The sequence below is a fragment of the Shewanella psychrophila genome (assembly GCF_002005305.1).
GTDB classification, from domain to species: Bacteria; Pseudomonadota; Gammaproteobacteria; order Enterobacterales; family Shewanellaceae; genus Shewanella; species Shewanella psychrophila.
In genome coordinates this window covers 555598-575951 of sequence record NZ_CP014782.1, presented here as the reverse complement: position 1 = coordinate 575951, position 20354 = coordinate 555598, and the positions used below count along the sequence as shown (strand labels likewise).

Sequence of the window (20354 nt, the reverse complement as noted above, 5' to 3'; positions counted from 1 at the left end):
CTCAGATATTAAAAGATTGCTAATAATTATCGCAATGCCGATCGTTTAACAACACTTGAATGAGCGTGTAGATGATTGATAATCCCTACCAGTATTCTGGTGGGGATTTTTATGCTCTGTGTTTAAAACAGCAGTCAGTTTATCGATTGAATGTCTCTGAAATCAGAGAATCATCTACCTAAGCTTATGTTAGCCCCAGAGTTTTTCATCGTTATGAATGTGATACAAGCTTTCGGCCCTTGATACCAAAAGTTGGGCAAACTTGGCTTGAGTCGGCTCATTTGTAGCCCCACTTTTTTGTAAATTTTCGGCTTTTAATTGCCACATCATAGAGAAATGACGTAGAGCATCTCGCGCCGTTGCCGCCACTTTCACATCAACATAATCCGAGGGAAGATCGCCTGACATTACCCAAAACGTCTGCTTCTTAGGTTGCTTAGACTCCATCTTCCAAACCGCAACATATGGGGCTAGATAACGGCTCTCATCTGCAATGACCTTACTAGGTATAACGCCCTTTTCAGCTAAGAAGTGGTTCGCCTTTTGAAAATGTTCTCTGATCCACTCTTGCCTAAGTTCTTCTTGTTGTTCTGCTGTTAGCGCTGGAGTTTGATCGACTGCTTGTTCCGTCATACTGGATCCCTATCTTATTATTCTACACTTATTGATTTCACTTCACTCTCTAATGCAATTTGAGCATTAAAACAACCACCAGCTTTACGTTGACGTAAAGTGGAAAGCTAGATTGCCACACAGATCACAATTAATCCGAATCTTTACTTTATCGAGAGTATCGCTAAATGCTATCGTTCTGCAATAAATATAACAAGCCGTCAGACTAACTCTTTGAGCCCTGGCGTTTACATCCCCAAGTGGAGAACTGTACGTGGCTGTATTTAATCATATCTCTTTCGACGATCATGAACAGGTCGTATTTTGTCAAGACAAAGAAAGTGGCTTAAAAGCCATCATTGCCATTCATAACACCAATCTTGGACCGGCCGTTGGCGGTTGTAGAATGTGGAATTATGAGTCAGATGACGAGGCATTAAACGATGTGTTACGCCTATCACGTGGCATGACCTATAAGAACGCCCTCGCGGGGCTCACCATGGGTGGCGGTAAGTCTGTCATCATCGCAGACCCTAAACTTCAAGACCGTGAAGCCCTCTTTCGCGCCTTTGGTCGCTGTATCGACGCTCTGGGTGGTAAATATTACTCCGCAGAGGATGTCGGGGTATCGACAAAAGACATCATGATCGCCCATGAAGAAACGCCTTACATGGCGGGACTCGAAGGAAAGAGCGGTGATCCATCGCCCTTCACCGCACTAGGAACTTATTTAGGCATAAAAGCAGCGGCGAAGCATAAGCTAGGTGTCGACTCACTCAAGGGACTCAAGATATCAGTCCAAGGTGTGGGTCATGTTGGCTATTATCTCTGTCGTCACCTACACCAAGAAGGTGCAGAGCTCATCGTCACTGACATACATCAGGCTTCTCTAGATAAAGCTGCTGCCGAATTTGGTGCCATAGTCGTTGCTCCTCAAGATATTTATCATCAAGATGTCGATATTTATGCGCCTTGTGCACTGGGTGCTACCATCAACGACACTACAATCCCACTGCTTAAAGCCAGCATAGTCGCAGGTTGTGCCAATAATCAGTTAGCCGAAGCACGTCACGGCGAGAAGCTGAAAGAAATGGGAGTTCTTTATGCACCTGATTATGTTATCAATGCCGGTGGCATCATCAATGTCTCTTTCGAAAAAGACTATGATGCAAGCATATCAACGAAGAAAGTCGAAGAAATCTACAACACCTTGATGACGATTTTTAACGCATCAGATGCACAAGATCGCACAACCGCTTCTGTTGCCGATGAGATGGCACGCAAGATCATCGAAGCGGCAAAAAAATAGGTAAATATCGGTAACATTACTACAGTTTTTTTAACTATTTTGATGGGACAAAATATAAATTTTTGTCCCATTTTTTATTTCTAAAAATAAATTTCCAACTCAGCCAAATAGATACCAATCAGACACAGAAATTTAATTAAACTGCACTGGAAAATGTCATATTTGTCAGCTTAACTTAGAGGCTCGTTTACTCGCATAGGAAAATGCTATGGTGACTTTCAGGTATGATCTCAACCAAGACGTGATTGAACTTCAGGCCAGCAACTGGTGTGGTTTAGAGCAAGTTTATATCAATGGGAAACGGGTCTCAAGAAAACTCAACTTTGGCCAAAACAGTGAACATAACATTCAACTAAATGATGGGAAACCATTTCGTTTTCAGTTATTTATAGACCCAACCTCTGAAGAAATGATCTGTCGGATTTATAAGAGTAACAGCTTCATTACCAGTATTAATCAGGGGAGAGAAAACTTGGTTAAGAGTAGAAAGTTACTGCAAAACATGACTATCTTCGCGACATTGTCAGGCTTACTGTTACTGTTACTAAACTGATAGCATTGACTAAATAGCACAGCCAGTTACGCCACTGGCGGATAGGCATAAACAGCTCAGCATCTATGCGCTAGCAAAGACTCATTTTCTCACCTTGGATACAGATGAATTGGCTAGTTTGATAGTTTCCACTTCCTGCAGTGACAGTGGTAATTGACAGCTGTTGCTTGTTCGTAGCATTCTCAACCAGTACCGACTCGAATATGGTCCCATCTCGGGAGAATGAGACTGCCGAAACAAAGTCTCCTAGGGTTAAATCCCGATACAGTTTTACGGTAACACTTCCTATCGATCTCGGCTCCAATAGCCCTTCGGACACCACTAAGGTGTAACCTGATGCCAGCTCAACTTTAGTTACATAAACTTGGAAAGAATTTTTCTCCCTCACAAGCTGTTTTGTAGACGGATCTTCTGCCTGCTGAAGATTCACAGAGCATGCACTCAACAAAAGAGAACAGACGAGGATAGAGGGAGACTTGAACATTTTAATGAGTGCCTATTGAGACCAATGGCACATATCTTAACCGATCAGGTAGGAAAGCGATTAATCTTATTGAGCATGAGGACAAAAGACGCTTGCTCATCTTCCGACAAGTTTACCAGAAAATTATCATTGACCCTTTCGGCTTCACAGATTAAATCTTGTTCCAGAGCCTTGCCTATATCGGTTAAAAAAATCTGAAAGGCACGACGATTATCGGCTTCTTGGTGGCGATGTATTAACCCTTGTGATTGGAGTTGGTCTAATAGTCTAGTCATGGTGTAGTTAGCTACATCACAGCGCTTTGATAATTCAGTTTGTGTTATCCCCTCCTCTTGCCAAAGGGCAAAAAGAACTGGCCAAAGCTTAATATCGAGTTGGTATCGTTTGAGTTTCTCATCTAGTGCATTTTGAAGATCAATATTCAAGTGAGATACCAAGTAACCAAGACTTTCATAATGTTTCAACTAGCACCTCCAATTCAATAAGAACCTAATTTAATACTACCACTAAGCTCACAAGAAACTAGCAATACTCAAAACTAATTATGAAAACGATATAACATCAAAGCCTTAACTTAAATTTTCTTTATACCAGCTTCACTCCAGAACGTATTCTTCTACGAATCGATAATAACAGGCCCTACCGAGTTTAGCTGCTAGCCCATTAGACAACTCAACGAAGACGCCGTCTTCCACTATTGTAAATGAATTTATTCCTTCGATATCAAACTGGGTCTCGAGACTTGTCACCAGCTCAAAACTTCCGCTTTCTAGCGCTTGATAATCAACGATAATGAGAGGAACTGATTCCACCGATACCTTAAGTTTCTCAACGGGTGTGATCAGAAAGTACTCTTGCTCGATACAGTGCAAAATACTACTGAACAGACGCGCAAACTTTGTTGGCAGAGATTCATTTTGGTAAAACCACTGCCCTTGGTTATCGATATGAAATAAAACCGTTTCCATACATAAGGCATTACCTTGCCTCAATTGCTTCAATGCAATATCGACTCCCTCAACCTTGCTATTTTCTGTTTTTTTGCTCATTTCATCCCCATACCAATTGCCAAACTATTAATAGAAAACCAATAAAAAGGCTAGGATAACCTAGCCTTTTTATATCATTTGCGACAATGATTAAAGTAAGTTCAGTAAAGCCTGCACCGGATGCCTTGGTTTGAAACCACCAAAACGCTTCACCTGACTTCGACAAGAGTAACCCGACACCAAAACCTGCTCCTGAGGCACCGCCTCCATAGCCTTCTCCCATGACATCTCATACAAGGATTTAGAACGTTCTTTGTTTTCGAGTTCATGACCATAGGTACCAGCCATACCGCAACACCCTAGACTGACAGTTTCAAGTTTGGCACCAAAGTGAGAAAAAATCGTCTTCCACTCGGCGCCAGTACTCGGCTTAGCGGTTGATTCAGTACAGTGACTAAACCAAGTAAAGCCTGTTTGATTAACCTGCTCCGTCACCGCAGGCATGGATTTTATCGCCTCAAGCAGCCACTCGCTGGACAGCTTAACCTCGAAATCTCCTCTGGCATCACCTAACACTTCTCGATATTCATCGCGGTAACATAGCACCATGGCAGGATCTACCCCCACCATGGGCATGTTCAATGCGTGCAACTTGGTCAAAAAATCTGCCGAGGATTGAGCCGTCTTAGCAAATTTATCCAAGAAACCTTTAATATGGATGGGCTTACCATTAGGTTTATAGGGCAACAACACTGGCTTAAGCCCCATCTTCTCAATGAGCTTGATGAAATGATAAACCGTGTCGGCCTCATAGAAGCTATTAAATGGGTCCTGTACAACCAAGACATATTGATGACGTTCATCATCACTAATAGCCTCCAGCGCCTCAAGATCGTAACCCCTACACCCATGACCATCCAATTTCTGCTTAAGAGTAGGCACAGATAAAGCCGGCGCATCCACATAGCCTAAAGACTTCTTGATCACCCATTGACTGACGCCGTTTTGAGCCACCGCGTTTGTCAATCTGGGTGCGATAGCCATCAAGGGTAGAGAATCTTCGATGCCGACCACTAGATAATCTTTTGCCGGACGTAGATACCTCTGGTAGTAGATATTAAAAAATTGCGCCCTAAACTTAGGCACATCGACCTTAACCGGACACTGAGATGCACAGGCCTTACAGGCTAAACAGCCCTTCAAAGACTCCATGACTTCATGAGAATAGTCATACTCACTCTTGGCTTTTAAGCTATTTTGAGCCCTTTGCAGCAAACCCTGAGGCTTTTGTTTAGCAAGCTCTACAACATCCACACCTTCTTTTTCGAGCAGACGCAGCCACTCTCGCATCAAGCCCGCACGACCCTTCGGCGATTGAACTCTGTCACCTGTGGCCTTAAATGAGGGACACATGGGTGAATAGCTGCTGTAGTTAAAACACAGGCCATTACCATTACAGTTCATCACATCGGGGAATGCATCTCGGGTCTGTATTGGGATCTGTCGATCTAAGCTGCCACGTTTGGCACTATCGACATTGTAGATTAATGTACCAGCACCTTTGGGCGCCACCAGCTTGCCCGGATTGAGCTTATTATGGGGATCGAACAAGCCCTTCACCTCTTCGAGCAGGCCATACAGATGTTCACCAAATACCGCGGGGCCATACTCACCGCGCACCCCTTTACCGTGCTCTCCCCACATCAAGCCGCCATATTTAAGGGTCAATTCAGCGACTTGATCGGAAACTTGCTTCAACAATTTTTCGTCATTGATATCACACATGTCCAGCGCTGGCCTCACATGCAATACCCCCGCATCCACATGACCAAACATGCCATATTGTAATTTATGGCTGTCGAGCAAGGCCCTAAACTCCATAATAAAGTCGGCTAGCTTCTCCGGCGGCACCGCGGTATCTTCGGCAAAGGCTATGGGCTTACGCCGCCCCTTCATCGCCCCTAGCAAACCAACCGCCTTCTTACGCATGGCGTAGATCATATTGATACTGGCTTTATCGCTTGTCTGCTGATAACCCAGTAAACCACAAGAACCTGCCGCAAGCTGAGTATCCAGACTGGAAATAAGTGTCGATACTCTCGCTTCAACGTCCTCTCTTTCACCGGCAAACTCCACCATGTTCAAGCCATCGATACGACTGCCAGGCACATCTTTAATCAGCTCAGAGACAGAGTGCCAGATAATATCTTGTTGCGCTAAATTGAGAACCTTAGAATCGACAGTTTCAACTACTGTAGCGTTGGCTTTGACCAGCTCGGGGGCATGGCGCAGCGCAGACTCGAATGAGTCATATTTGATGTTGACCATCATACGTACATCAGGCAGAGGCGTGATATCTAATTTAGCCTCAGTGATCACCGCTAAAGTGCCTTCGGAGCCAGTTAAAATACGCGACAGGTTAAATTCGGTTAACTCATCATTCCAGACATTTTTCAGATCATATCCGGTGAGAAATCGATTGAGCTTAGGAAAACGTATTTCGATCTCACCACGATTGTCACTGCACATATCGGCAATCTTAGCGATTAATTGCTGACCTAATGGATTATTGGTGATTCCGGTGACATTTTTCACTTCTTCACGCTTAATTGCATAAGTATTCAATATGCTGCCATCATATAATACGCTGGATAGCTCGAGTACATGATCGGAAGTCTTGCCATAGACCAGAGAGCCCGCCCCTGAAGCGTCTGTATTTATCATGCCTCCCATGGTTGCGCGGTTCGATGTCGACAGATCCGGACTGAAGAAGAAGCCGTGCTCCCTCAGCGCATCGTTGAGAGCATCCTTGACCACACCGGCCTCAACTCTCACCCACCCTTCCTCGGCGTTGATCTCCAGCACGCTATTGAGGTAACGAGAAAGATCTAAGATAAAACCATGAGTCAGTGACTGGCCATTGGTGCCTGTGCCACCGCCGCGAGCACTGAAGACCACAGTATCGAACTCTTTTCGTGAAGCTAGTTCAAGGGCAAGAGACACATCTTGTTGATTCCTTGGGTATAAGACAGCCTGTGGCAGAAATTGATAGACTGAGTTATCCGTTGCCTGAGCTAAGCGTGCACTGTAACGCTTGTCTATGTCACCGCTGAATTCACTTTGTTCGAGCGCGATTAAGAAGGCAAGGTATTCAGGCTCAAGGGTATTTTCATGGGATAACTTAGGCAGCTTAGCGTTAGGTAACATATATGTTTCTGTCTATTATATTTATGTAATTATGAGCGCTATTATATAAAAATTTGACACAAAAAAAAGCCGCTATACAGCGGCTTTTCAAATTAGCTTATTCTATTTTAAGAATAATTAACTGTTTTCTTTACCCAAGTATAACCAGGTATCAATTACAGTATCTGGATTCAGTGATACGGTATCTATGCCTTGCTCAACTAACCAGGCTGCGAAATCTGCATGATCTGAAGGTCCCTGACCACAAATGCCAACATATGCACCCTTAGCCTTAGCCGCTTTAATGGCCATAGCTAGCAGGATTTTAACCGCTTCGTTACGCTCATCAAACAGGTGGCTGATGATACCAGAGTCGCGATCCAGACCTAGCGTCAGCTGAGTCAAATCGTTAGATCCGATAGAGAAACCATCGAAGTACTCAAGGAACTGCTCCGCAAGCAATGCATTAGAAGGCAGTTCACACATCATGATGACGCGAAGACCATCTTTACCGCGCTCAAGACCTTCCTCTTTCAGTAGCTCAATCACCTGAGCCGCTTCACCTAGAGTACGAACGAATGGGATCATGATCTCGACGTTAGTCAGACCCATCTCATTACGGACACGCTTGATGGCTTCACATTCCAGTGCGAAACAGTCACGGAAAGAGTCAGAGATGTAGCGACTAGCACCACGGAAGCCCAACATAGGGTTCTCTTCTTCAGGCTCGTATCTGTCACCACCTACCAAGTTAGCGTATTCGTTCGACTTAAAGTCAGACATACGAATAATCACTTTCTTCGGATAGAAAGCAGATGCGATAGTCGCCATGCCTTCGACGAGACGTGCAATATAGAACTCAACAGGGGATGAATAGCCCGCGATCATCTCGTGAATTTCTTCCTGAAGCGCAGCATCTTGCTGATTGAACTCAAGTAGCGCCTTAGGATGAATACCAATCATACGGTTGATGATGAACTCAAGACGCGCAAGGCCAACACCGGCATTAGGAAGGCGTGCAAAATCGAACGCTCTGTCCGGGTTACCCACGTTCATCATGATCTTCATTGGAAGATCAGGCATAGAATCGACACGAGATGAAGTGACTTCAAACTCCTGAATACCTTCATAGATGAAACCAGTATCTCCCTCTGAGCAAGAAACTGTAATGTTTTGACCTGTCTTGATGCGCTCGGTCACGTCACCACAACCTACAACAGCTGGTACACCTAATTCACGGGCGATAATTGCCGCATGGCACGTACGACCACCACGATTAGTGATAATGGCGCTGGCGCGTTTCATGATAGGCTCCCAATCGGGATCTGTCATATCGGTGACCAGTACATCACCCTCTTTAATCTGGTCCATGTCTTCAATTGAAGCCAGAACCTTAGCCACACCACTGCCTATCTTATGACCGATGGCGCGGCCTTCACAGAGTACCTCACCCTTAGTCTTAAGATGATAGCGTTCAATCAACTGTACATCTTCACGAGAACGCACAGTCTCTGGGCGAGCTTGAACGATATAAAGCTTACCGTCATTGCCATCTTTAGCCCACTCGATGTCCATTGGACGTCCGTAGTGCTTTTCGATGACCATGGCTTGTTTAGCCAGTTCCATGACTTCGTCGTCATTGATTGAGAATTCGCGACGCTTCTCAGCGACAACATCTTCAATCTTGACTTGCTTGCCATGGGACTCATCATCGGAATACACCATCTGAATCAGCTTGCTGCCGATGTTGCGACGAACAACCGCTTGGTGGCCGGCGGTTAAAATTGGCTTGTGGACATAAAACTCATCTGGGTTGACCGCGCCTTGTACAACCATTTCACCCAGGCCGAATGAAGAGGTAATAAATACCACATCATTGTTGCCCGACTCAGTGTCCATCGTGAACATAACACCGGAAGCTGCAGTGTCAGAGCGAACCATGCGCTGCACGCCAGCAGACAGAGCGACACCTTTATGGTCATAACCTTGGTGAACGCGGTAAGAGATAGCGCGATCGTTGAACAAGGAAGCAAATACATGCTTCATCGCTATAAGAACTGCGTCATAACCTTTAACGTTAAGGAAGGTTTCTTGCTGACCGGCAAATGATGCATCGGGCATATCTTCTGCAGTCGCTGAAGAGCGAACTGCGAAAGACGCATCCTTAGTTTCAGAGGAAAGCTTGTCGTAAGAATCTCTTACGGCCTGCTCAAATTCGGGGTGGAATGGGGTATCTATCACCCATTGTCTGATCTGTGCACCGGCTGTAGCGAGTGCGTTCACGTCATCTACATCTAGAACATCTAGAATGTCGTATATCTTCTGGTTCAGTCCGCTTTGTTCAAGAAACTCATTGAACGCGTAAGAGGTGGTGGCAAAACCGCCAGGCACTTGAACGCCTGCATTAGCTAAGTTGCTAATCATCTCTCCAAGAGAAGCATTCTTACCGCCTACCTTGTTGACGTCACCCATGCCTAATTCTTGATACCAGAGTACATATTGCTGCACAGTTCTATCTCCGCAAGTTTATTTCAGTGTAGCCCCTTCACAGGAGGGCAGCGGCATTTTACACTCCATCGCAGGAAGCGTAAATCTATAATTTTATTTGTAATTTTATTACTACAAGAGGTCAAAATGTTACGTAAAGTTTTTTATATCTCAGACGGTACCGCCATCACGGCAGAGGTGTTTGGCCATGCGGTTCTCTCACAATTTCCCGTTGAATTTGACGCACTTACAATTCCCTTCGTCGAAACGAAATCAAAAGCTCAAACTATTAAAGCGCAAATAGATGATTGTTTTATTACAACAGGTGAGCGTCCCTTAGTCTTCCATTCTATCGTCAAACCTGAGATACGAGACATCATCTTCAGCAGTGAAGGCATAGATTATGACTTTTTGAACACTTTTGTCGCTCCATTAGAGAAACAATTGGGAATGAAGGCCTCTCCCGTGGTTCATCGAACCCATGGCAAGGCAAATGAAGGCTACGAGGCGCGAATAGAAGCCATCAATTACACCATGGACAATGATGATGGTCAGACATTAAAGAACATAGATAAAGCAGACTTAGTACTATTAGGTGTATCTCGTTGTGGCAAAACTCCAAGCAGCCTCTACCTTTCAATGCAATTCGGTATCAAAGCTGCTAACTATCCCTTTGTCGAAGATGACATGGATAACCTTAAGCTTCCTGAAGAGCTCAAACGTAATAAGAAGAAACTATTCGGTCTAACCATAGATCCGGTTCGGCTACATGAGATACGCCAGAGTCGCATGGAAAACAGCCGTTACTCTTCATTGCGTCAGTGTCGCATCGAAGTTAAAGAGGTAGAGATGATGTACAAGCGCGAGCGTATCCCCTACGTCAACACCACCAATCACTCGGTAGAAGAGATAGCGACTAAGATCCTCGATGTCACCGGACTGGAACGTCATATGTTTTAAAAAACGGCAAAAATGCTTAAATATTCACTTATTTGTCAACCTTTATGCACAGAGAGCCGAAATTAGCCTCACTTTTCGTGATTAAGGCGCTGTGCATCTTTAAACTATTCGTTATAATCCGAAGCAATCAGGCTAAATGCCCTTACGAACGCTCGGTATAGTTAATGACCATTAAAACAGACGAACTACGCACCACTTTATTATGTAAGGCAATTTCTCCCGCTAAATTAGCTTCTGAGTTCCCCTTAACACAAGATGCTGCCGATTACCTGGTTCAGCAGAGACGCGAAGTTGAAGCGATCCTCACAGGCGAAGACCAAAGATTATTAGTTATCATAGGTCCCTGCTCTATTCATGACACAACAGCAGCCATAGATTACGCCAAACGTTTAGCTAAATTACATCAAGAGCTAAAAGACGATCTCTGTATCCTGATGCGTGTCTATTTTGAAAAACCGCGCACCACAGTGGGTTGGAAAGGCCTAATCTCAGATCCTGATCTCGATGGCAGTTTCAATGCCAATAAAGGCTTACGACTCGCTCGTCAGCTATTGCAAGAGATCACAGAGCTTAAGTTACCTATCGCCACGGAGTTTCTCGATATGGTGAACGGGCAATATATTGCCGACCTGATCACTTGGGGGGCTGTAGGCGCACGTACTACCGAAAGCCAAATTCACCGTGAGATGGCATCGGCGCTGTCTTGTCCGGTAGGTTTTAAAAATGGCACCAACGGCAACATTAATATTGCCATCGATGCCGTACGCGCTGCTAAAGAGCCGCACATTTTCTATTCTCCCGATAAAGACGGCGCCATGGCAGTTTATCGCACTAGCGGTAACCCATTTGGCCACATCATCCTTCGTGGTGGTAAGCAACCTAACTATCACGCTGAAGACGTCAATGCCGCTGCAGAGCAGCTGCAAAGTGTAGGTGTTTCTCATCGTATGGTTGTCGACTTCAGCCATGGCAACAGCCAGAAGAAACATGCCCAGCAACTTATTGTCGCCGACAGCATCATCAAACAGATGAATGAAGGCTCGACGGCTGTCGCCGGTATCATGGCTGAAAGTTTCATCGAAGAGGGTAACCAGAAGGTTATCCCTGGAGAAGAATTGGTCTATGGCAAGAGCATCACAGATGCTTGTTTGCATTGGGAAGATTCAGAAAAACTGCTTCGCTCCCTCGCTAAGGCATCGAGAGCCAGAATGAATAAGCTTAGCTAATTAACAGCTAATACCGTATAAAAAGGCTTCTCAGCATTGCTGGGAAGCCTTTTTTGATCTAAAAATCCATCAATATCATTGCTGACACACTCCCAATAGCTCCCACACGCCCCACTCACCCGATGCGGATGGGAGTTCATTCTTAGTCCACCACTTAGCTTGGTAACTGAGTGACTCATGTACCACTAAATCACCGCTGTTATAGATCCCAGATTCACTCCATAGAGACAGGGTGCATGTTTTAGGTGGCTCGCTAGGCGCTTTTATATCCAGTCTAAAAGTCAGACCAGGCTGCTTAACCCAGACTTTATTAAGAGCGAGATCCTCTGAATAGACAATTTCATCACCCAGGGATTTGATCCCGACCCGTAGCTGCGATGAATGCTGCAACACCTGCTGCGACAATTGCCTTGCCCATATCTCAATAGCCAGGTTTGACTGCTCCACCGTGATTTTCTCAAACACCAACTCATCGCCCATGGAACTAAATAGACGGAACCAGACTTCATCGCCTTCATTAGCCGTTAAACCATTGATGATATATTGGTCTAACTCGGTCCACTCTTGGGGTTGAGTATCACTTACTATGGTAATATCACTGCAATTGTAGAAACCTTCACCTGCTGAATCTTCACGCTGCCATCGAGTGTACAGGGTCGCAGCACCAAGACGATCTTGAGGAAAGGGAATCGTTATCTGGTACACGTTACGACCATCGAGACTGATAACGCCAACATCGCCCACCTCGGCGATAAGATCGAGTTTTTGCCAACTTAAAGTTTCGCTGGCGGCATCGAAGCTAGGCGAGGACAAGTAAAACTCCCAAAAACTGGGGTTGTGGGGAGTATGAGCATCGAAAGTCACTGTCACATTACCCTCGCTATCCGGGGTGATAAGACTACGCTGCCAGTATGTTGAAGCGATATCCATACCGGATTTATCTATGTCTCCACCGGCGCAGAGCTGACCATCTGGGATAGCCAGCTTTACCGCTTCGATATTGTGATAGTCGATGACATTGACCGAAAACTCATTATTTTGCACGAAAGGTTTAGTGCCCTTGGCGAGAAATGCCGCCCGACAAGCCAAGTTAGGAATGGCCGAGCCATCTTCGGGCCACCAATAGCCCCCCGCTTCGACACAGAACTGCTGACGTGCCTTAGGGTTTTCCATAAAGCCGTGGGCTTGAACGAACTGAAAGCTTAACAATGCCATGACTAGGCCAAGACTGATGATAATTTGAATTGAATTTTTCATAATTCCTCACTCATTATTTAGGCAGTACTACTGAGTACTACTTCAATCAAAATAAGTAAAAAGATATTAGGCCCCAAGTGGCGCTTAATATCTGTCAACGTTAGAAAGTGATCATGGGGTTATTGGCAAGACCCCAATGATTCCCATACGCCCCACTCACCCGATGCGGTAGGCACTTCATTGGTAGTCCACCATTTGGCCTGGTACTCTTGACCTTCATAAGACACGCTCTCGCCACCGGTATAGATGTCTGATGCTGACCACTCAGGTAAACTGCATGAACTACTCCCCGCTTCTACCTTGATGGCCACGGCGCTGGAATTGGTTAACCCAGCATTATCGGTAACTTTTACCATCAGAGTGACATCGTCGGTAATGTCAGCCGTCCAACTCGCCTGATAAGGGGATGTATTACTTGCCGCTATCAAATTACCTGCAACGAAAAACTCCACCTGAGTCACTGCGCCATCACTGTCGAGCGCATCGGCAGTAATAGCAATGGTATCGCCTTGACTGACACTCGTGCCATCGACGGGACGAATGATGGAAATCTCAGGTTCACTGCCACTATTATCTGGTGCACAGTCACGTACTAATTCCCAGGCGTCACCAGTATCGGGGCGTTGATTTTGGTTCCACCATTTAGCCTGATATAGCTTACCCTCGTAGAGTACTTCTTGTGAGGTGTACACTAAGCTTGAGTCCCAAGCAGCCGCATCACACAGTACGATTTGAAAATCACGACTGGATGATTGCTGATAACCTAAATTATTTTGCGCGGTAACAATGAGTTGATGGGTACCATATTGGCTGGGAAGCCAAGTGGTTTGATAATTAGGTCCACCACTGCTGAGTGTATCAACCAGCTGACCATCGACGGAAAACTCAACGGATGTGATAGAACCGGCAGAAAATTCGGCTCTTGCCACCAGCAATAGCTCGGTAAGTGACTCCTGTATCACTTTCGCTTCAGGCTTAGATACTGTGACTTCAGGTTTGAGGTGATCCTCATTCACCTCAACCATGACTTTTGAAGACGCCTTTTCATTACCTTGATTATCTACCGCTAGTGCTGTGATTGCGTAACTGCCCTCAGCAACCTCTGTCCAACGAAAATCGAAGGGTGAAATATCGCTGCTGCCTATCTTGGTACCAGCATTAAAGTAATCGACTCGAGTGACCTCACCATCTGCATCACTGGCTTCAACGGAAAAGTTAATATCATCCCCTGGAGAGAACACATCGCCAATATTGGGTGATGTGATCCGCACTGTCGGGCATCCGCTGCAGCCCGTTGCAAATACATTATTGAGTTTATTGACTAAGGTAGGATTAAGGGATCCACACTCTACTAGCTTACCGCCATAGGTGGTCGTGCCGCCTAAACATTGTTGATCGCCAGCCACGTGCCACACTATGGTGCCGCCCAAAGCCTGATCGTTAATGTACTGCGCCTTTAACCCAATTGACTCCTCATCGTCATAGCTAAGGAAGTAGTTCCCCTTCGTCATATAAGGCACCTTAGCCTCATCATCCCAGTGCAGAGTCCAGCTCGTTTCCTGTTGCTTAATAAAGAAGTAGTTGGGTGTGCCGTCGTAGACTTCCACCTTCCAATTATCATAATCGGCAGACGTGCTAATGGGACCATCTGGTTGAATGGTCACATCCCGCTTCTTGGTAGCGCCATTAAGCACAGCACCATCTTGGGTCACTACACCTCTGCCATAAAAGGCGCTGCCCATATTGATTTTTGAACGTTCGATGCCCTTATCCAGCATCCACTGAGTCAGGTAGTCCCAGTTAAAGTTTGGTGCCTCAGCCCCTTCATAGTTGTACAGAGGCGAGTTATGACCGGCAATATTTGACCAACCTCCATTAAAGTCGTAACTCATCATGTTGAAATCATCCATGACCAGCTCGAGTTGCTCCCAGTTAAACCCTTCTAACTTTCGCGTATCGGCAGAAAATGCGGCGCTAATGAGTTTATCCGCGCCTATCCTGTCTCTTATCTCCTGTACTAAAGTCAGAAAATTATCATAGTCGGCTTCACTACCGATGAAGTTCATTCCTGAATAGGGACCCGGATATTCCCAGTCGAGATCGATACCATCGAAGCCAAGTGCCATCAGCTGATCGACCCCCTCCATAAATTTGGCCCGCTTGGTAGGATCGGCCGCCATCTCAGGAAAATGCCGACACATGGACCAACCACCGATAGATGCCATCACCTTAACGCCATTGGCATGGGCTTTCTCAATTAAACCTGGTGCGCCGCCAGACTTCTTAACAGGGATCGGCATAGAGCCTTTAGTGCCATAGACGGTATTTTTCCAACCACTGCCATCGAGCACAAAGCCTTGCTCCTCGGCTTCCGCTGTGAGGCTATAACTGGGTAACAGCTCACCAAAAATTAAGAAGTAATCCCAGCTACTATACACATCCCCCATCAAGAGCTCCGCAGGTTGCTGCACTGTCCCTTGCTTGTAGATATTCTTGTTTCTAAAATCCCCCGAATGCAGTGAGCCATCGACGGCAACCCCGAAGAATGAAAAATTCAGCACCGTATACTGGCTCATATCGACATTAAGATGGTTTGCCGCACCTTTGGCAACAAACCCAGCCTTAGTGTCTTTCCATGGCTCCCACTGGGTGATGTAGCCTATGATATCTTTATCATGATCATCGGTATTCTTAGCAGCCTCTTGTGCATATACCTGTGTACTAGTACTTAAAGCCAGTGAGACGGCCAGTACAGATTGACAAAATTGTCTCTTGTGTATGGTTAATAAATTACTCATTTTATTGCTCCATTTGGCATAGCAAATGTCGCCGACTTAGGTCCATTGCAGCAACCAGTAGCCTGTAACAAAGCGAACCAGTACCCTAGTCTGGCCCGCTCAAATATAGGCTTAGCCAATCAATTATTTAATTGAACTTTTCAGTTAATTACTCATGCAATTAATGTCTTACGTAGGTAATAACTGAGTTCACCCTTAGTTAAAGTTACAAACAAAGTCCCAATCGCCGCTCGAGGTACTCGGCTTGGCATTGGTCCACCAAAGCGCAACAAACACGGCCGTCTCATCTTTCATCCTGTCCCCACCTGAAGCGTGACTGGGATTACCCGCCCAGTCAGTCTGAGGGAAGTTAGGATAAGCCGGAATAACAGAGGGATCGATATTGGCATCGCTACATGAGTCAGTTGTTGGTGGCGTGGTATCACCACAACCTGGCGCGGTAGGATCTAACTCACATTCATCAGGCACAGTTTCACCACCTTGGCCAAAATCATAGGTGATCCCACCGAACGTGACGGTAAAGTTAGATGGCATAGACACAGGTATATAATACTTAATGGTGCCACCAAAATCGGCGCCTGGTGCGATAGACTTGTAACTAGGCAAGGTAAAACTAATCCGATGGAAATCATTTTCTAATCCACCAACATTACCCGATGCAGCGTTTGAGCCATCAGTCACAACCGCTAAGTTCATCCCCGATTGATCGCTTATTTGTGAAGAGGTTGAGGTTGAGATATCAAACTCAAACACGGCACCGCCAGGTATGGTGCTCTGGCTGTTGTTAGTGATCGTGAGTGTCGGTGTGATGGGGTAATTACTGTCTCCCACCTTGTAACCCGACAAGCTCGCGCTCAAGGCTAAGGCATTAGCCAGCGCCGGAGAGTTACTGACGGAATTACCGTAAGGCGTCGCACTGGCAAACTTATCGTAAGCAATAGTTGTCATCGTCTCGCCGATAAAATATTCACCTTGACCAGAATTACGCTCCGGATACCAGTCAAAATCACCAGCCAGCTCCCAGAACATCACACCACCTATACCTTGGTCGACCACATACTGGACCTTAGTATTCATCACCTGCTCATCTTCGGTAGACAGATAAACCTGCTTCGATGGATTCCACAACCAGGAAGACTGAGCGACATTATCGTAATGGCGCTCGTACGTTCCCGTCAGCTTATCGGCAGGATCATTGGCTGGATCTAGCCCATAACTTGCAAGGTAACTGCCGGTTATGCCCTGCTCTAGATTTTTTGCATGCCACATGGGGTTAGAGCCGGCAAACATCTCGTTGCCGTCTTTATCGAGATCGTGCCAGAGGTTATCTATCCCCTGCGCTCCGTAGCCACAGTTATTGTCGCCTTCACCTGTACCCGATGGACAAGAGGCTTGATCTGGTAATGCCGCCTTACCCCACAGACCATTTGACCCACCAGTGACCCCTTGCCAGCCTCGGGTATAATAAGGCAGACCTATGTTAATACGACCCGCTGGCATAGCGCCGCGGAAATAGTGATAAGCCCAGTCAGTGTTGAGATATCCAATGCCACCATATTGCGCGGTGGAGTACACATCCCAAAATGCCAGCTCGGCATCTTCACCTGTGTCATAGAGCGCGGCGTTATGGCCAACAAAATCATTCCAGGCACCGTGCAGGTCATAACTCATGATGTTGACGTAATCGAGAAAGCGCGTCATCTGATACGCTTCCATACCGCGAAGCAAATAGCCCGATGCAGGGGCTGCAACGGTAAGCATGTAGTGCTTGTTATCTTGCTTACCAGCTGTATCTAGCTTCTCACGCAGGGTTTTCATTAATAGATCGTATTGACCAAACAGAGTCGCTCGAAGCGGATCGGCGATGGCAAAGTCATCTGGATTACCGGATTTCGCCATTGAGGTTGCATACTCATAATCGATATCGGCGCCATCGAAACCATAGGTTTGCAAAAACTCCACCACAGAATCGGCAAAGGTATTGATCCCGGCTTGGGTCTTGGTCATCTCATAGAAGCCGCCACTGGCAACGCGATTGCCAGTATCATCGAAATAGCCCCCGGTCTCGGCCCAACCACCAATTGAGATCAAGGTTTTCACCTGAGGGTGTTGTTTTTTGTACTTGTTGAGCAGGTTGAAATGTCCCTTATAGCTAAATTCTGGATCCATCTCAGCACCGACAACGCCATCCCACGTCATACCCGTGGCAGGGTTTTCTAGACTATTTGGGTTGCCAACAGACACCTTGTTGTCACTATTAACATGGGCGAATGCATAGTTAATATGGGTGATCTTATCCCATGGTATATCGTTCACCAGATAGCTAGGTTGGCCATTGGTGCCATTTCTCCAAGAGGTAAAGTAACCAATCACGCGGCGGGCATGATCCGCGCCCATCTTCTCGCGGCCCTGTTCATCGTAAATATCGCAATAAACAGAGTCGCCCTCTAGCCCATCGGGTCTACAGGCCTCATGGCTAGTCGGTCTATCACCCACATAGCCAATGACAGCACCTGAAAGCGTAGTCGCTCCCAAGTTATCTGTGGCTTCGGCTGAGATAGAAAGATCGCCAGCTTGTACCGCGCTATATCGTGTTGAGTATGGCGCTATGGTGTCAGTTTCAATCAAGACACCATTAGCGAAGAAGCTGACCGACGCTATCTCACCATCACTGTCTTGAGCATCTGCACTCACCGCTAACTCACCGTTAACGGCCAGAGTGAAGTTTGCAGTAGGCGCTGATAGCTGCACACTTGGCAACTGATTAGCCGCAGTCACATTTATGTTGACCACCTCAGAGACAGCGCTGTCATTTTGAGCGTCAAATGCTCGCGATTGCAGACTATGACCTCCTGTAGAAGTAGTCACCCAACTAAACTCATAAGGTGCGCTGGTATCGGTGCTCACTAGAGTACCGTCAACAAGCAGTTCAACCTTAGATATACTATCGCCAACATCGGGATCCGATGCATTAGCAGTAACAAGTACCGAATCGCCAAACTTGACAGCGCTGTCATTTGTTGGCGAAGTTATTGTCGTCACAGGCGATAGATTCTGGCTGTTCACCACGGTGATATTAACCAGCTGCTCAGTCGATGCACCGTCATCATCGGTAGCAATGGCTTTCAATACGACTGCGCCTTGAAGATCTGCTGACCAAGGACTGGTCACCACGATATCGTTTACCGTCCATACCAAACTGTCTACCGTGCCATCACTGTCAGCCGCTTCGGCGTTAAGCACCACCTCATCATGTAGATTAATAGTACTGTCGGCTTGGGGTGCGAGTATGCTTACGGTTGGTGCTTGGTTTAAGGCGCCATCGCATTGACCTAAGGTTTCCCACACGCCCCACTCACCGGCATCCACAGGTGACTCGTTGGTGGTCCACCATTTATTTTGATAGAGGGAATTTTGCTGGGTGACCTGAGTGGTACTAGCATACACAGTATCGGCTAACCAAGGTGCGACCTCTTGGCAATCGACAGCGTAAGCTTGGCTTACCACGGCTTGACTCAAGAGCGATGTGCTTATTATTAAAGCGAGACGATGTCGTCTGCCAAAATATGCAGTATTGTTACTCATTTGATTATTCCTATTATTATTTAGTTGTACCGAACTACCTAAATATAGAGACAACAAAACTCAATAACATAACTGCAAGATAACTTCATCGGTATTTAAACCCGATCACTTCAACCTGTTGGTTATGAAGTAATTTGGATACTATTAAACTACACACTTAATATGAGTTTGTTTATTAGTTTAATATAATAATAAACCCACTCTTTATAACTTTATTAATTTTAAATTTATTTATCAATGACTAACAACTACATCGCTAGCGACGGATTATGCATTATATTTGCTTATTTACTACGTTCAACATAATTAAACCTCAATAAACCACTAAGTAACGGACATTAAACGCACGTTTAATAATGTTTCCTTTAGGCGGGAAGTTTCACTATAATTCTGCTCTCTCTATTCCGCCAATATTGAACTAGCATAACCTTAGGTTGCCGTATGCCATTATCCCAAACACCCGAATGTCGCTCACCAGTGATGAATACCCGAATAGAACAATCAGAAGCCCGAGTCATTAAGGCCATTTTTCCATCTATTACCAACCACCACAACACTCTGTTCGGTGGTGAAGCCTTAGCTTGGATGGATGAAACCGCCTTTATTGCAGCCACTCGCTTCTGCCGTAAACCTTTGGTTACTGTGAGTTCCGACAGAATTGACTTCAAGAAAGCGATTCCAGCAGGTAGCTTGGCCGAAATCATCGCTAGGGTGATCCATGTGGGTAATACTTCTTTGAAAGTCGAAGTAAACATTTTTGTCGAAGACATGTATAAAGATCACAGAGAGCATGCCATTCGAGGCGTCTTCACTTTCGTTGCCGTAGATGATGACAGACAACCCACCCAAGTCTGGACACAAGAGAGATAAAAATAAATGGCAGTGACGGTATTCACTGCCTCGATTGG

General features: G+C 45.8%; 14 protein-coding genes. 5 read left to right on the top strand and 9 right to left on the bottom strand.

Annotated elements, in window-relative coordinates:
* Positions 1-189: 189 nt before the first annotated feature.
* Positions 190-633, bottom strand: a complete 444-nt coding sequence (locus sps_RS02660; RefSeq protein ID WP_077751058.1) for a DUF4826 family protein — start codon at positions 631-633, stop codon at positions 190-192.
* 253 nt (positions 634-886) lie between these two features.
* On the opposite strand from sps_RS02660, the gene sps_RS02655 reads away from it, so the two are divergent.
* Together sps_RS02655 and sps_RS02650 are read left to right on the top strand one after the other, a co-directional pair.
* Complete coding sequence (locus tag sps_RS02655) at positions 887-1921, top strand: Leu/Phe/Val dehydrogenase (protein ID WP_077751057.1); 1035 nt, start codon at positions 887-889, stop codon at positions 1919-1921.
* A 208-nt stretch (positions 1922-2129) separates the two neighbouring features.
* Positions 2130-2474 (top strand): hypothetical protein, encoded by a 345-nt coding sequence (locus tag sps_RS02650; RefSeq protein WP_077751056.1) that lies wholly within the window; start codon positions 2130-2132, stop codon positions 2472-2474.
* A 70-nt stretch (positions 2475-2544) separates the two neighbouring features.
* Here the strand turns inward: sps_RS02650 and sps_RS02645 are convergent, their stop codons facing one another.
* From sps_RS02645 to ppsA, 5 genes are all read right to left on the bottom strand, one after another.
* Positions 2545-2904 (bottom strand): PliI family lysozyme inhibitor of I-type lysozyme, encoded by a 360-nt coding sequence (locus tag sps_RS02645; RefSeq protein WP_237157978.1) that lies wholly within the window; start codon positions 2902-2904, stop codon positions 2545-2547.
* Between the two features lie 98 nt (positions 2905-3002).
* Complete coding sequence (locus sps_RS02640; RefSeq protein ID WP_077751054.1) at positions 3003-3422, bottom strand: MarR family winged helix-turn-helix transcriptional regulator; 420 nt, start codon at positions 3420-3422, stop codon at positions 3003-3005.
* 132 nt (positions 3423-3554) lie between these two features.
* Positions 3555-4007 carry a DUF1285 domain-containing protein gene (locus sps_RS02635; RefSeq protein WP_077751053.1) on the bottom strand — a complete coding sequence of 151 codons (453 nt, stop codon included), beginning with the start codon at positions 4005-4007 and terminating at the stop codon, positions 3555-3557.
* 90 nt (positions 4008-4097) lie between these two features.
* On the bottom strand, positions 4098-7154 hold the full coding sequence (gene ydiJ / locus sps_RS02630) for a D-2-hydroxyglutarate dehydrogenase YdiJ (RefSeq protein WP_077751052.1): 3057 nt from the start codon (positions 7152-7154) through the stop codon (positions 4098-4100).
* A 117-nt stretch (positions 7155-7271) separates the two neighbouring features.
* On the bottom strand, positions 7272-9641 hold the full coding sequence (ppsA, locus tag sps_RS02625) for a phosphoenolpyruvate synthase (RefSeq protein WP_077751051.1): 2370 nt from the start codon (positions 9639-9641) through the stop codon (positions 7272-7274).
* A gap of 126 nt (positions 9642-9767) precedes the next feature.
* On the opposite strand from ppsA, the gene ppsR reads away from it, so the two are divergent.
* Positions 9768-10580, top strand: a complete 813-nt coding sequence (ppsR, locus tag sps_RS02620) for a posphoenolpyruvate synthetase regulatory kinase/phosphorylase PpsR (protein WP_077751050.1) — start codon at positions 9768-9770, stop codon at positions 10578-10580.
* A 164-nt stretch (positions 10581-10744) separates the two neighbouring features.
* Entirely contained in the window at positions 10745-11806 is a 1062-nt protein-coding gene (locus tag sps_RS02615; RefSeq protein ID WP_077751049.1) for a 3-deoxy-7-phosphoheptulonate synthase, read from the top strand.
* 75 nt (positions 11807-11881) lie between these two features.
* Here sps_RS02615 and sps_RS02610 read toward each other — a convergent pair whose 3' ends face one another.
* The 3 genes from sps_RS02610 to sps_RS02600 form a co-directional block, all read right to left on the bottom strand.
* A complete protein-coding gene (locus sps_RS02610) occupies positions 11882-13063 on the bottom strand; it encodes a lytic polysaccharide monooxygenase (protein ID WP_077751048.1) in 1182 nt (393 codons plus the stop codon).
* 119 nt (positions 13064-13182) lie between these two features.
* Positions 13183-15861: a glycosyl hydrolase family 18 protein gene (locus tag sps_RS02605; protein ID WP_077751047.1), complete on the bottom strand. Its 2679-nt coding sequence runs from the start codon at positions 15859-15861 to the stop codon at positions 13183-13185.
* A 195-nt stretch (positions 15862-16056) separates the two neighbouring features.
* The gene (locus tag sps_RS02600; RefSeq protein WP_077751046.1) at positions 16057-19446 is read right to left on the bottom strand and encodes a glycosyl hydrolase family 18 protein; all 3390 of its coding nucleotides are present in this window, start codon (positions 19444-19446) and stop codon (positions 16057-16059) included.
* Positions 19447-19887: 441 nt separating this feature from the next.
* Here sps_RS02600 and sps_RS02595 point away from each other — a divergent pair, with 441 nt between their 5' ends.
* Positions 19888-20316: an acyl-CoA thioesterase gene (locus tag sps_RS02595; RefSeq protein WP_077751045.1), complete on the top strand. Its 429-nt coding sequence runs from the start codon at positions 19888-19890 to the stop codon at positions 20314-20316.
* The last annotated feature ends 38 nt before the right edge of the window (positions 20317-20354 follow it).